Origin of the sequence: Streptomyces sp. WMMC500, from assembly GCF_027497195.1 — a bacterium.
Classification (GTDB): Bacteria; Actinomycetota; Actinomycetes; order Streptomycetales; family Streptomycetaceae; genus Streptomyces.
In genome coordinates, this window is record NZ_CP114905.1 from 3526708 (window position 1) to 3539380 (window position 12673).

General features: G+C 74.6%; 13 protein-coding genes. 4 read left to right on the forward strand and 9 right to left on the reverse strand.

Annotation, left to right across the window (positions count from 1 at the left end; translation table 11 throughout):
* Positions 1-19 precede the first annotated feature (19 nt).
* The gene (locus tag O7599_RS14705) at positions 20-1588 is read left to right on the forward strand and encodes a multicopper oxidase domain-containing protein (RefSeq protein WP_281622612.1); all 1569 of its coding nucleotides are present in this window, start codon (positions 20-22) and stop codon (positions 1586-1588) included.
* 37 nt (positions 1589-1625) lie between these two features.
* Positions 1626-2399 (forward strand): SDR family oxidoreductase, encoded by a 774-nt coding sequence (locus O7599_RS14710; protein ID WP_281622613.1) that lies wholly within the window; start codon positions 1626-1628, stop codon positions 2397-2399.
* 427 nt (positions 2400-2826) lie between these two features.
* Here O7599_RS14710 and groL read toward each other — a convergent pair whose 3' ends face one another.
* From groL to O7599_RS14730, 4 genes are all read right to left on the reverse strand, one after another.
* Positions 2827-4452 (reverse strand): chaperonin GroEL, encoded by a 1626-nt coding sequence (gene groL / locus O7599_RS14715; RefSeq protein ID WP_281622614.1) that lies wholly within the window; start codon positions 4450-4452, stop codon positions 2827-2829.
* A 125-nt stretch (positions 4453-4577) separates the two neighbouring features.
* Positions 4578-4886, reverse strand: coding sequence for a co-chaperone GroES (groES, locus tag O7599_RS14720; protein ID WP_018834789.1), 309 nt, complete (start codon positions 4884-4886; stop codon positions 4578-4580).
* Positions 4887-5146: 260 nt separating this feature from the next.
* Positions 5147-6049: a polysaccharide deacetylase family protein gene (locus tag O7599_RS14725; RefSeq protein ID WP_281622615.1), complete on the reverse strand. Its 903-nt coding sequence runs from the start codon at positions 6047-6049 to the stop codon at positions 5147-5149.
* On the reverse strand, positions 6046-6972 hold the full coding sequence (locus O7599_RS14730) for a polysaccharide deacetylase family protein (protein WP_281622616.1): 927 nt from the start codon (positions 6970-6972) through the stop codon (positions 6046-6048). The genes O7599_RS14725 and O7599_RS14730 overlap by 4 nt, the downstream gene beginning before the upstream one ends.
* A gap of 207 nt (positions 6973-7179) precedes the next feature.
* Between O7599_RS14730 and O7599_RS14735 the strand changes: the two genes are divergently transcribed.
* Positions 7180-8409 carry a class I SAM-dependent methyltransferase gene (locus O7599_RS14735; RefSeq protein WP_281622617.1) on the forward strand — a complete coding sequence of 410 codons (1230 nt, stop codon included), beginning with the start codon at positions 7180-7182 and terminating at the stop codon, positions 8407-8409.
* On the opposite strand, the gene O7599_RS14740 is transcribed toward O7599_RS14735, so the two are convergent.
* From O7599_RS14740 to tsaB, 4 genes are read right to left on the reverse strand one after another with little or no spacing between them, the layout of a single operon-like run.
* A complete protein-coding gene (locus O7599_RS14740) occupies positions 8363-8647 on the reverse strand; it encodes a hypothetical protein (protein WP_281622618.1) in 285 nt (94 codons plus the stop codon). The genes O7599_RS14735 and O7599_RS14740 overlap by 47 nt on opposite strands.
* On the reverse strand, positions 8644-9753 hold the full coding sequence (gene tsaD, locus O7599_RS14745; RefSeq protein ID WP_281622619.1) for a tRNA (adenosine(37)-N6)-threonylcarbamoyltransferase complex transferase subunit TsaD: 1110 nt from the start codon (positions 9751-9753) through the stop codon (positions 8644-8646). Before tsaD ends, O7599_RS14740 begins: the two co-directional genes overlap by 4 nt.
* 8 nt (positions 9754-9761) lie before the next feature.
* Positions 9762-10232, reverse strand: coding sequence for a ribosomal protein S18-alanine N-acetyltransferase (gene rimI, locus O7599_RS14750; protein ID WP_281622620.1), 471 nt, complete (start codon positions 10230-10232; stop codon positions 9762-9764).
* A 58-nt stretch (positions 10233-10290) separates the two neighbouring features.
* Entirely contained in the window at positions 10291-10947 is a 657-nt protein-coding gene (tsaB, locus tag O7599_RS14755; protein ID WP_281623390.1) for a tRNA (adenosine(37)-N6)-threonylcarbamoyltransferase complex dimerization subunit type 1 TsaB, read from the reverse strand.
* A gap of 242 nt (positions 10948-11189) precedes the next feature.
* On the opposite strand from tsaB, the gene O7599_RS14760 reads away from it, so the two are divergent.
* A complete protein-coding gene (locus O7599_RS14760) occupies positions 11190-11708 on the forward strand; it encodes a hypothetical protein (RefSeq protein WP_281623391.1) in 519 nt (172 codons plus the stop codon).
* A gap of 73 nt (positions 11709-11781) precedes the next feature.
* Here O7599_RS14760 and O7599_RS14765 read toward each other — a convergent pair whose 3' ends face one another.
* Positions 11782-12648 carry an LLM class flavin-dependent oxidoreductase gene (locus tag O7599_RS14765; protein WP_281622621.1) on the reverse strand — a complete coding sequence of 289 codons (867 nt, stop codon included), beginning with the start codon at positions 12646-12648 and terminating at the stop codon, positions 11782-11784.
* Between the last annotated feature and the right edge of the window lie 25 nt (positions 12649-12673).

Consider the following 12673-nt stretch of genomic DNA (forward strand, 5'->3'; position numbering starts at 1 on the left):
TGTCAGAAAACTCTGACACATGACGAAGACAAGTGGACGGAGACGGCGGCTCAAGCGGGTGCTCCTCGTGCTGACCGCGCTGACGGGCACGGTCGTGAGCGTGGTGGTCGGCGCCGGGGCGTGGTTCTACGCCACCGCGGACGTCTCCACGGTCGGCAGGGTCGACTTCGACAACGAGCTGCGGATACCCCCGCTGGAGGAGGGCGAGGTGGCAGCGGACGGCACCCGGGTCTTCCGGCTCGGGATGCGGGCCGGCGAGACGGGGTTCAAGCCCGGGGAGTCCACGCCGACCTGGGGGTTCACCAGCCCCGGGACGGCCGCCGACGCGAAGTGGCCCGGCACGTACCTCGGGCCGACGCTGCGCGCCGAGCGCGGCGAGAAGGTCCGCGTCGAGGTCGCCAACGGACTCGACGAGCCCTCCACCGTCCACTGGCACGGCATGCACCTGCCCGCCGCCATGGACGGCGGCCCGCACCAGATGGTCGACTCCGGCGGCGAGTGGCGGCCCCACTGGACCGTCGACCAGCCCGGGGCCACCCTCTGGTACCACCCGCACCCGCACGGCGAGACCGAGCGGCACGTGCAGCGCGGGCTGGCCGGGATGTTCCTCGTGGACGACGCGAAGGCGCGCAGGCTCGGCCTCCCCGACGAGTACGGCGTGAACGACGTGCCCGTCGTCGTCCAGGACGTGCGTTTCGACGGCAACCGCTTCGACCACGGCCACGGGATGATGCGGAACACCGGGTTCCTGGGCGACGAGACGATGGTCAACGGCACCCTCGCCCCGTATCAGCGGGTACGCGACGAACTCGTCCGGCTGCGGCTGCTCAACGCCTCGACCGCGCGCGTCTACGACTTCGGCTTCGCCGACGACCGCGCCTTCGACCTCGTCGGCACCGACGGCGGCCTGCTCGGCGCCCCGCACCGTACGGACCGCGTGCTGCTCTCCCCCGGCGAGCGCGCCGAGATCCTGGTACGGATGCGGCCCGGCGAGCGGACCGTACTGCGCAGCACCCCGCCGGGCGGCGGCGACTTCTGGCAGTCCCGCTTCGCCGGCGGCGACGACTCCTTCGACGTGCTGGAGCTGCGCGCCGCCGGCACCCTGCGCCCGGCGCCCGCCGTGCCGGCGCGGCTCGCCGACGTCGAACTGCCCGACCCGTCCGACGCCTCCCGCGAACGCCACTTCGACCTGCGCTCCAGCGGCATCAACGGATCGGCGATGGCCATGGACCGCATCGACGCCACCGTCGAGCGCGGCGCGACCGAGATCTGGACGGTGCGCAACCGCGACGGCGTCACGCACAACTTCCACGTCCACGACGTGCAGTTCCGCGTCCTGGAGGTGGACGGCGAACCGCCGCCGCCGGAGCTGCGCGGGCGGAAGGACACCGTGTACGTACCGAACGGCCGGGAGGTCAGGCTCGTCCTGCGCTTCGACGGTCCGCCCGACCCCGACGTGCCGTACATGTACCACTGCCATCTGCTGGCCCACGAGGACGGCGGGATGATGGGCCAGTTCGTCGTCGTGAACCCCGGCGAGAAGGCCGGGCGGCCCGCGGGCGGAGGCGACGCACATGCGGGACACTGAGCGCGCCCGACGACCCCGGCCCGCTAGCGTGCGTGGCATGACGACTGCGCTGATTACGGGATCGACGGCCGGCCTCGGCGCCGCGTTCGCGCGCCATCTGGCCGCCTCCGGGCACGACCTGGTGCTCGTCGCCAGAACGGTGGAGCGGCTGCACGAACAGGCCGCGGAGCTGCACGAGCGGCACGGCGTCGAAGCGTCGGTACTCCCGGCGGACCTGGCGACCGACGAGGGCATCGCGGCGGTGGAAGAGCGCCTCGGCGACGCGGAGCGGCCGGTGGACCTGCTGGTCAACAACGCGGGCTTCGGGCAGAAGGGACGCTTCCTCCAGGTGACGCTCGACGACGAGCTGACGATGCTGAAGGTGCACTGCGAGGCGGTGCTGCGGCTGACGAGGGCCGCGGCGGAGGCGATGCGGGAGCGGTCGCGGGGTGCGGTGGTCAACGTCGCGTCGGTGGCGGCGTTCGTGCCGCGCGGGACGTACGGGGCGAGCAAGTCGTGGGTGGTGCAGTTCACGGAGGGGGTGGCGCGGGACCTGGCGGGCAAGGGGGTGCGGCTGATGGTGCTGTGCCCGGGGTTCGTCAGGACGGAGTTCCACGAGCGGGCGGGGATGGGGACGGACAACATCCCGGGGTGGATGTGGCTGGACGCGGACAGGGTGGTGGCGGAGGGCCTGCGGGACCTGAGGAGGGGGCGTACGGTGTCGATCCCTGACCCGCGGTACAAGGCGCTGATGGGGGCGACGAAGCTGGTGCCGCGCAGGGTGGTGAGCCGGTTCTCGACGAGCGCGGGCCGCAAGTACGGCCCCCGCTAGCGGGGGCTGTTCCCCGGCCCCGCCCCTCCCCGAACCCCGGGGGCTCCGCCCCCGGGACCCCCGAGCCGAGCGGCCCAGCCGCTACCGGGCCTCCGGCCGGGGTGCCGCCCTGCGCCGGCCACGGGGAGCAGGCTTCCCGGCCCGCCCCTGTCCCGGCCCTGAACTCGGGGCTCCGCCCCGAGACCCCCGCACCCGTGCGGCTCCGCAGCGACGGGCCCGCTACCGCTCGCGGGAGGACCGCAACGCTCCGACCCTCACGGCTCCGCCGCGACGGCGGGCCGGGATCCGGCCCCGCGGGACCCGGCCGGCCCTGGCCGCCGCCCGCCGCCCCATCCCACCCACACGCGCCGCAGGGCCCCGCCCCCGTGCGGAGGCGAGGCCCTGCGGCGTCAGATCCGGGTGCGGAGCCCGGGGTCCCGACCGGAGGTCAGTGCGCGTGGCCGTGGCTGTGGCCGTGGCCCTGGTCCTCCTCCGGCTCCGGCTTCTCCACGACCGCGCTCTCCGTCGTCAGCAGCAGCGACGCGATCGACGCCGCGTTCTCCAGCGCCGAGCGGGTCACCTTCACCGGGTCGATGACGCCGGCCTTCACCAGGTCGCCGTACTCGCCCGTGGCGGCGTTGAAGCCCTGGCCCGCGGCCAGCTCCGAGACCTTGGAGGTGATGACGTAGCCCTCCAGGCCCGCGTTCTCCGCGATCCACCGCAGCGGCTCGACCACCGCGCGGCGCACGACCGCGACACCCGTGGCCTCGTCGCCCGTGAGGCCGAGGCCGTCCTCCAGCACCTTCGCGGCGTGGACGAGCGCCGAGCCGCCGCCGGAGACGATGCCCTCCTCGACCGCCGCGCGGGTGGCGGAGATCGCGTCCTCCAGGCGGTGCTTCTTCTCCTTCAGCTCGACCTCGGTGGCCGCGCCGACGCGGATGACGCACACGCCGCCGGCCAGCTTCGCCAGCCGCTCCTGCAGCTTCTCGCGGTCCCAGTCGGAGTCCGTGGCCTCGATCTCGGCCTTGATCTGCGCGACCCGGCCGGCCACGTCGTCGGACTTGCCGGCGCCGTCGACGATCGTCGTGTCGTCCTTGGTGATGACCACACGGCGCGCCGTGCCCAGCACCTCGAGGCCCACCTGGTCGAGCTTGAGGCCGACCTCCTCGGAGACCACGGTGCCGCCCGTGAGGGTGGCCATGTCGCCGAGCATCGCCTTGCGGCGGTCGCCGAAGCCGGGGGCCTTGACCGCGACCGAGTTGAAGGTGCCGCGGATCTTGTTGACGACGAGGGTGGACAGCGCCTCGCCCTCCACGTCCTCGGCGACGATCAGCAGCGGCTTCGCCGAGCCGGCCTGCATGACCTTCTCCAGCAGCGGCAGCAGGTCCTGGATGGAGGAGATCTTGCCCTGGGTGATCAGGATGTACGGGTCCTCCAGCACCGCCTCCATACGCTCCTGGTCGGTCACCATGTAGTGCGACAGGTAGCCCTTGTCGAAGGCCATGCCCTCGGTGAAGTCCAGCTCCAGCCCGAAGGTGTTGGACTCCTCGACGGTGATGACCCCGTCCTTGCCGACCTTGTCCATGGCCTCGCCGATGAGCTGGCCCACCTGCTCGTCCTGCGCGGACAGCGCGGCGACCGCGGCGATGTCGGACTTGGAGTCGATCGGGCTGGCGGCCTTCAGCAGCTCGTCGGAGACGGCCGCGACGGCGGCGTCGATGCCGCGCTTGAGCGCGGAGGGGGAGGCGCCGGCGGCCACGTTGCGCAGGCCCTCGCGGACCAGCGCCTGGGCCAGCACGGTGGCGGTGGTGGTGCCGTCGCCCGCGATGTCGTTGGTCTTGGTCGCCACCTCCTTCACGAGCTGGACGCCCAGGTTCTCGTACGGGTCCTCGACCTCGATCTCACGGGCGATCGTCACGCCGTCGTTCGTGATGGTCGGGGCGCCGAACTTCTTGTCGATGACGACGTTGCGGCCCCGCGGGCCGATCGTCACCTTCACGGTGTCGGCGAGCTTGTCCACGCCGCGCTCAAGAGCGCGGCGGGCGTCCTCGTCGAACTTCAGAGTCTTCGCCATGGAACGTGGGTCCTCTCAAAGGGGCGCCGTCGGGAGCGCCGACGCCCCGGCCCGTTTCGATATGTCCTGCTGGACGAACGGATCCGGGGCGCGGCCTGGTGTGGGAAGAAGCGGGAAGCGCCCCGTTACTTCTCGATGATCGCGAGCACGTCGCGGGCAGAGAGGACGAGGTAGTCCTCGTTGTTGTACTTCACCTCGGTGCCGCCGTACTTGCTGTAGAGGACGACGTCGCCGACGGAGACGTCGAGCGGCAGGCGGTTGCCGTCCTCGAAGCGGCCCGGGCCGACGGCGAGGACGACGCCCTCCTGCGGCTTCTCCTTGGCGGTGTCCGGGATGACCAGGCCCGAGGCCGTGGTCTCCTCGGCGTCGAGCGTCTGGACCACGATGCGGTCCTCAAGCGGCTTGATGGCAACCTTGGTGCTGGCGGTCGTCACGATCCGACCTCCCCCTTCGGAGATCTCGCGGGGTTGGATGTCTGGGGTGGCGACCCTGGAGGATCCGTCGTCGCGGGTGCCGGATCCACCTCGTCGCTGTGTTGGCACTCTCCCCGGGGGAGTGCCAGAGCCGAGGTTATGACGCCCTTTAGCACTCGGTCAAGCCGAGTGCCAGATTGCCCACCCGAGTCGCCGAGCGCCCGCACAGCCGTACGGACCGCGCCCGCCCGCGGCACGCGGGACGAACCGGGGCGGGGACGTCACATGTAGTCCTCCAGCCGGGCCACCGTGAACCCCTGCCGCTGGATCTCCCGTACCAGCTCCGCCAGTACGTCCGTCATCGTCCGCCCGCCCTGCTGCTCCGGCCCGCGGAAGTGCGCGAGCACGATGTCGCCGGGGCGCAGCCGGTCGCCGCTGCGGTACTCCAGACCGCTCGCCTTCATCTCCGCCCGCCACGTCGGCATCGCGCGGACGCCGCAGGAGGCGGCGGCCCGCAGCGTCGCCGCGTCGTACATGCCGTAGGGCGGCCGGAAGAGCGCCGGGCGGACGCCGAAGCGGTCCGCGACGCGGCGCTGTTGGCCGCAGACCTGGCGGCGCTGCGCGGCGTACGGGAGGGAGGTGAGGTCCGGGTGGGTGACGGTGTGGCCGTGGACGGAGTTGCCGAGGCGCCGGAGTTCCTCGAAGTACCCGTAGTCCCCGCCGGCCGCCGAGTGGGAGAGGAACATGCTGAACGGCAGTCCCAGGTCCGCCGCCATCCGGATGAGCGCGGGGTCCTTCTCCCAGCCGTCGTCGATCGTGAGGAAGACGACCCTGTCCCGTGTCGGCACCCGGCCCGTCACGGCCGGCAGCCCGGAGTCCGCGGGTCGGACGGGGCGGCTCGCGGGGGGCGCGGGCGGCGGGTCGAGGGGGCGGTCGAGTCCCCAGCGCAGGTACGCCTCGGGGCCGGCGGCGCGCGCGGGGTCCTCGCCGGACGCGCCGGCCGCGTGCCGCGCGCCCGGCTTGCCGTCCGCCCGCCCGTCCGCCGGCGCCGCGGACTCCCCCGCGCTCTCCGGGAACCACTCGTGCGGTGGCCGGGCCGCGTCCGCGCAGGCGGTGAGCGCCAGCAGGCAGACGGCGGCTGTCGCGGCGCGCGACGACCGCCGCCCGGCGCGGCTGCGCCTCATACGTAATCCTCCAAGCGGGCAACGGCGAAGCCTTCGTCGCCCGCCTTACGGAGCACCGTACGGAGGACGTCGGCCATCGTGCCGCCGAATTCGGAAGGTCCTTCGAAGTGGGTGAGCACGATATCGCCCGGGTGGAACGCGGTGTCCGCCCGGGAGTACGTCCAGCGGCCGGGGAACGCCTCCTGCTGCCACAGCGGTACGAGGTCGATGCCGCAGTCCCGCACGGCGCGCAGGGTGTCGCCGTTGTAGTTGCCGTACGGCGGCCGGAAGATCCGCGGCGCGGCGCCCATCTCGCGCTCCAGGACGCGCTGCTGGCCGCAGATCTCCGCGCGCTGGGCCGCGTAGGGCAGTTCGCGGAGGTCGGGGTGGGTGAGGGTGTGGTTGTTGACGGTGGTGCCGAGGTCGCGCAGGTCGCGGAAGTAGGCGTAGTCGTCGCGCGCGACCCTGTCGGCGAGGAACGCGCTGACGGGCACGTCGAGCTCGCGCAGCATGCGCAGCAGCTCGGGGTCCTTGCGGTAGCCGTCGTCGATGGTCAGGAAGATCACCCGGTGGCCGGTCGGCACCCGGGTGATGACGGGCGGCAGGCCGGGGCCGCCGTCGTTCGTCCCGTAGCCGGGTTCGGTGGCGAGCGCGGGCTTGGTACGCGGCGGGGCGGGCGGCAGCAGCGGGGTGGCGTCCAGGCCCCAGGCGCGGGCGGCGGCGAGCCGCCGGGCGTGCACGCGCCGCTGGTGCTCCGCGGTGCGGGCGAGCGCGCGGGCGGGTGCGGCGACGCCGCCTCCGGCGGCGGCGGGCTTGGCGTCGCCGTGGGGGTGGCCGAGGGGGCGGGGGTGATCGGTGGTCTCGGTGGAGCAGGCGGAGGCGAGGAGGGCGGCGGTGACGGCCAGGGAGAGGAGGCCGGATCGGAGGGTGGGGCGCGGGGTCATTTTATCCTTTTGTCGCATTAGTTCCGGAGCCCGCATCGTCACCAGTGCGGAACGGGGAGAAGTGGCGCCACGCCGCACGGGCGCCCGCATGGGGGATGGTGCGGCCGCCGTGCTCGGCGGACCACCGCCGTGCCGCCGGGCACGGCCGCGCCCTCCGCCCCGGCGGCCCGCGCAGGTGCGGCGCCACCGGTCGCGGACAATGGGCGCATGCACGGCCCCGACACCTCCGCCGGCTCCCTCGCCGACCTCCTCGCCCCCGAGGGCCAGGAACTCCTCGCCGAGCTGCGCGACCACGACCCCGCCGACGAGCTGGCCCTCGCCACCCGGCTGCGCCGCACCCACCCCGCCCCGCTGGTCTCCGCCGCGCTCGGGCAGGCCCGGCTGCGGCAGCGGGCGGCGGCGAAGTTCGGGGCGGACGCGGAGCGGATGTACTTCACCCCCGACGGCGTCGAGCAGGCGACCCGTACGGCGGTGGCGGCGCACCGCGCGGCCCGGTTCGCGGCGCTCGGCGTCACCCGGGTCGCCGATCTGTGCTGCGGCATCGGCGGCGACGCGGTGGCGCTGGCGCGGGCCGGGATCGCGGTCCTCGCCGTCGACCGGGACCCCGCGACGGTCGCCGCCGCGCGGGCCAACGCGGCGGCGCTGGGGCTCGCGGACCTGGTCGAGGTGCGGTGCGCGGAGGTCGGGGACGCCGACATCTCGGGGTACGACGCCGTTTTCGTCGACCCGGCCCGCCGGGTCGGAGGGGGTGCCCGGAGTGGCGGGGGCGGGCGCGGGCGGCTCTTCGATCCCGAGGCGTACTCGCCGCCGCTGTCCTGGGCCGTCGAGGTCGCCGGCCGCGTCTCGCACGCGGCGCTGAAGGTCGCCCCCGGCATCCCGCACGAGGCGGTGCCGGACGCCGCCGAGGCGGAGTGGGTCTCCGACGCCGGCGACGTGAAGGAGGCGGTGCTCTGGTTCGGTACTGCCCCCCGGGCCCGTCGTGCCACTCTCCTGCCCGCCGGCGCCACCCTCACCGGCCGCGGCCTGCCCGACCCGGCGGCCGGACCCGTGGGCCGCTACCTGTACGAGCCGGACGGCGCCGTCATCCGCGCCCACCTCGTCGCCGAGGTGGCGGCGCAGGTCGGCGGGCGGCTGCTGGACCCGACCATCGCGTACGTCACGGCCGACGACCCGGCGCCGACCCCGTACGCCACCGCGTACGAGATCACCGACTCGCTCCCGTTCAGCGTCAAGAAGCTCCGCGCCCTGCTGCGCGACCGCGGCGTCGGCAGCGTCACCGTCAAGAAGCGCGGCTCCGCCGTCGAACCCGAGGAGCTGCGGCGCAAGCTGAAGCTCGACGGCCCGACCGCCGTCTCCTGCACCGTCTTCCTGACCCGCGTCGCCGGCGCCCCTACGGTGCTCCTGGGCCGTCCGGTGCGTCCGGCCCCAGCGACGTGAACCGCCAGCGGTGCGCGGGCCGCGCCAGCAGCCCGCCGTCGTCGGGGGCCGGCAGCTCGGGCAGCTCCGCGTCGTAGGGCGCGTCCCACCACGTGATGACGAGGACCCGCTCGCCCGGCGCCGTGAACGTCTCGCGGCGCAGCGGCTCGGCCGCCAGCGGCTGCGCGCGCGCCCAGGCCAGCAGTTCGCCGGAGCGCCCCGGCGCCGCCTTGGCCTCCCACATCAACGCGACGGTCACGAGTAGAGGTTGTCCTTCGCCAGTTCGTGTACGTGGTCGTGGTCGTGCCCGTGGCCGTGCTCGTGCCCCGGTACGTGCGTCTCCGTGACCGGCAGCGACGAGTCCGCCGACAGGTCCCACGCCGACGCCGCCCGCCCCCGCGCCACCATCTCCGCGCCCAGCGCCGCGACCATCGCCCCGTTGTCCGTGCACAGCTTCGGCCGCGGCACCCGCAGCACGATCCCCGCGTCCTCGCAGCGCCGCTCCGCCATCGCCCGCAGCCGCGAGTTGGCCGCCACGCCGCCGCCGATCATCAGGTGCCCGACGCCGCCGTCCCGGCAGGCCCGTACCGCCTTGCGCGTCAGCACGTCCGCGACCGACTCCTGGAACGACGCCGCCACGTCCGCCACCGGCACCTCCTCCCCCGCCGCGCGCCTGGCCTCCACCCAGCGGGCGACGGAGGTCTTCAGGCCGGAGAAGGAGAAGTCGTACAACGGGTCCCGCGGCCCCGTCAGGCCCCGCGGGAAGCGGATGGCGGCCGGGTCGCCCTCGCGCGCCGCCTTGTCGATGAACGGGCCGCCCGGGAAGCCGAGCCCGAGCACGCGGGCGACCTTGTCGAACGCCTCGCCCGCCGCGTCGTCGATGGTCGCGCCGAGGGGGCGGACGTCGGCGGTGATGTCGGTGGACATCAGCAGCGAGGAGTGCCCGCCGGAGACGAGGAGGGCCATCGTCGGCTCGGGCAGCGCGCCGTGTTCGAGCTGGTCGACGGCGATGTGCGAGGCGAGGTGGTTGACGCCGTAGAGCGGCTTGCCCAGCGCGTACGCGTACGCCTTGGCCGCCGACACCCCGACCAGCAGCGCCCCGGACAGCCCCGGACCTGCCGTCACGGCGATCGCGTCCAGGTCCCGGGCCGTGACGCCGGCGTCGCGCAGCGCCCGCTCGATCGTCGGCACCATCGCTTCCAGGTGCGCCCGGCTCGCCACCTCGGGCACCACGCCGCCGTAGCGGGCGTGCGCGTCGACGCTGGAGGCGATGGCGTCGGCGAGCAGCGTGTGCCCGCGGACGATCCCGACACCGGTCTCGTCGCAGGACGTCTCGATGCCGAGCACCAGGGGTTCGTCTGCCATGGGTGGCGTCACTCTTTCTCGGTACGGCGCATGACGAGCGCGTCGACGTTTCCGGGCTGGTAGTAGCCGCGCCTGACGCCGATCACGGCGAAGCCGTGGCGCTCGTAGAGGCGCTGGGCACGCGCGTTGTCGACGCGCACTTCCAGCAGCACCTCGCGGCAGCCGAAGCGGCGGGCGGCGGCGAGCAGTTCCTCCAGCAGGCGCGGGCCGAGGCCGGTGCCCCAGTGGTCGCGGGCGGCGGCGATGGTCTGGATGTCGCCGGTGCCGTCGAGGGCGGCGAGGCCCCCGTAGCCGACGACGCGGCCGGCGGCGTCCTCGGCGACGACGTACGCGCGGGTGGCGCCGGGGCCGCGGGCGTGGGCCAGCTCGGACCAGAACATGGCCGGGGACCAGGCGTCTTCGGGGAAGGTGTCCCGTTCGAGTGCGAGCACGGGGTCGATGTCCCACCACCGCATCTCGCGCAGGGCGACGGCGGTCATGGGCAAGGGACGCTCCCGTGCGGAGTCCGGTGCCTCTCGTACGGGGCCGGGCGTGCGGTCATCGCGGGGTGACCGCCTTGTACGCGGCCGGGACCTGCGCGTCCGGCCGGCGCAGGTACAGCGGGCGGGGCGGCAGCAGTGCGTCGCCCGCCGCGAGCCGCTCGGCGGCCAGCGCGGCGAGGGCGGCGGCGTGCGGGTGCGCCGGCGGGCGGGCGTCGGGGAACACCTCGGGGTACAGCGCCGCCCCCGCCCCGGCGGCGGGCAGGCCGGCGACCTGCCCGGCGAGGTCGGCGGGCCGGTCGACGGCGGGCTCGGTGACGCGGGTGCGGGCGTCGTCGTAGCGCGCCCAGTACACCTCTTTGCGCCGGGCGTCGGTGGCCACGACGAACGGGCCCTCGACGCCCTCGCGGCCCGCGGCGTAGGCGAGGGCGTCGAGCGTGCAGATCCCGTGCACGGGGATGCCGAGCGTCATGCCGAGCACCTCGGCGGTCACCAGCCCCACCCGCAGCCCGGTGTACGGACCGGGCCCGACGCCGACGACGAGGCCGGTCAGCTCCCCGAGCTCCCGCCCGGCCGCGGCGAGCACCCGGTCGACGGCGGGCAGCAGCAGCTCGCCGTGGCGCCGGGCGTCGACCTGGTGCGACGCGGCGAGCGCGGGGGACGCGGGGTCGCCGTCGTGGAGTGCGACGGTGACGGCGGGGGAGGCGGTGTCCATGGCGAGCAGCACGCCCTTCAGGGTAGTCGCGCGGGAGGGGTGCCCGGAGCGCGTCCGCCGGGCCGGTGATCCGGCTGCGGCGGGGGCGGGACGGCGCGGGGGCGGGTGCTACCGTCGGGCGGAGCAGGCGGGGGCGGACAGGACGGGCCCGCGCAGGGCGAGCCGGGAGCAGGCTTCGGCAGAGCGGCCGTACGGCCGCCGTACCGGAAGGGGCGTACCGCGTGGCAGGCAGCGGGAAATTCGTGGCCGGGCTGACGGCCGCCGCCCTGGGGGTGGTCGCGTTCCTCGCCTACCAGGCCAACGCCAACGCCCCCGACTCCCTGGCCCGTAACCGCCCGGGCGTCGCCAGCCCCGAGCCGTCCAAGGCGAAGGAGGAGGCCCTCAAGGTGCCCGCCCGCACGGGCACCGGACTGCGGGTGGTCTACCGGCTGAAGGACCGGCGCGTGTGGCTCGTCGGCGAGGACGACTCGGTGCTGCGGACGTACAAGGTGACCCCGAGCAGCGTCGACCCGCCGCCGGGCAGGTACGCCGTGACCTCGCGGTCGAGGCAGATCACCGGCTCGGACGGGGTGCCGGTCGAGAACGTGGTGCGGTTCGCGGAGGCCGAGGGCACGGTCATAGGGTTCAGCGCCGCGATCGACGGCTCGCGGCCGGACCCGGACGCGAAGGAGAAGACGGGCGGCGTGCGCTCGTCGCGCGCGGACGGCAAGGCGCTGTGGCGCTTTGCGACGGTGGGCGTCCCGGTCGCGGTGGTGAAGTAGCGGGGGCCCGCCGCCGGACCCCCGGTTCCTTCTCACCCGGCCCTTCGTCGGGCCCGCGGGTTCGTCCCCGTTCCTACAGCCCGGCGGCCTCGGCGATCAGCGGGACCTGCGCCACGTCCGGGTTGCAGGGGAACAGCACCAGTTCGCCGCAGCCGGCGTCCGCGAACGCGGCCTTGGCGTCGGCGACCGCCTTCGGCGAGGTGAGCGCGCCCTCGACGGCCTTCTCGGCGAAGTCGCCGAGAAACCCGTAGTAGTCCAGCAGATAGCGGCGGGCGTGCTCCTCGGCGTCGTCGCCGAGGCTCGCGTACGCGAGCGCCGCCACCCGCGGCTCGCCCTCCCGGCCCGCCTCGCGCCAGGCGTCCCTGGCCTTCCGGGCGCCCTCGGCAAGGTTCTCGGGCCGGCCGCCGCCGAGGATCCACCCGGCGCCGTACTCCGCGAGCCGCCGGTACGTGGCGGGCGCCTGGCCGCCGAAGAGGATCGGCGGCCCGCCGGGCCGCACCGGCGCCGGGCCGACGGGGTGCGCACGGCCGCGGGCGTCCTGGTTCCACACGGCGCGCATCTCGGCGAGCTGGTCGTCGAAGATCCGGCCGCGCTCGGTGAACGGCACGCCCGCCGCCTCGTAGTCGTCCTCCCGCCCGCCGACGGCGGCGCCGACGGTGAGCCGGCCGCCGGAGAGCACGTCGACGGAGGCGAGCTGCTTGGCGAGCAGGGCGCCGTTGCCGCGGAACGGGGCGATGAGGATGGTCGTCGTCAGGCCGATCCGCTCGGTGACGGCCGCGGCGGCGGCGAGGGTGGGGATCGTTTCGAGGTTGCCGTAGACGACGCGGTCGATGGTGCCGAGGGTCGAGAACCCGGCCTGCTCGGCCGCGACCGCCCACTCGGGGATCAGCGTGCCGGCGATGCCGGGGATGGTGGAGGGAAGTCCGATGCCGATGTCCATGCGGGCAGCCTAGATCGCCCGGGGC

Coding starts and splice junctions, on each gene's coding strand:
- O7599_RS14705 (WP_281622612.1), top strand. CDS start 20: ATGACGAAGACAAGTGGACGGAGACGGCGGCTCAAGCGGGTGCTCCTC.
- O7599_RS14710 (WP_281622613.1), top strand. CDS start 1,626: ATGACGACTGCGCTGATTACGGGATCGACGGCCGGCCTCGGCGCCGCG.
- groL (WP_281622614.1), bottom strand. CDS start 4,452: ATGGCGAAGACTCTGAAGTTCGACGAGGACGCCCGCCGCGCTCTTGAG.
- O7599_RS14725 (WP_281622615.1), bottom strand. CDS start 6,049: ATGAGGCGCAGCCGCGCCGGGCGGCGGTCGTCGCGCGCCGCGACAGCC.
- O7599_RS14730 (WP_281622616.1), bottom strand. CDS start 6,972: ATGACCCCGCGCCCCACCCTCCGATCCGGCCTCCTCTCCCTGGCCGTC.
- O7599_RS14735 (WP_281622617.1), top strand. CDS start 7,180: ATGCACGGCCCCGACACCTCCGCCGGCTCCCTCGCCGACCTCCTCGCC.
- tsaD (WP_281622619.1), bottom strand. CDS start 9,753: ATGGCAGACGAACCCCTGGTGCTCGGCATCGAGACGTCCTGCGACGAG.
- rimI (WP_281622620.1), bottom strand. CDS start 10,232: ATGACCGCCGTCGCCCTGCGCGAGATGCGGTGGTGGGACATCGACCCC.
- tsaB (WP_281623390.1), bottom strand. CDS start 10,947: ATGGACACCGCCTCCCCCGCCGTCACCGTCGCACTCCACGACGGCGAC.
- O7599_RS14765 (WP_281622621.1), bottom strand. CDS start 12,648: ATGGACATCGGCATCGGACTTCCCTCCACCATCCCCGGCATCGCCGGC.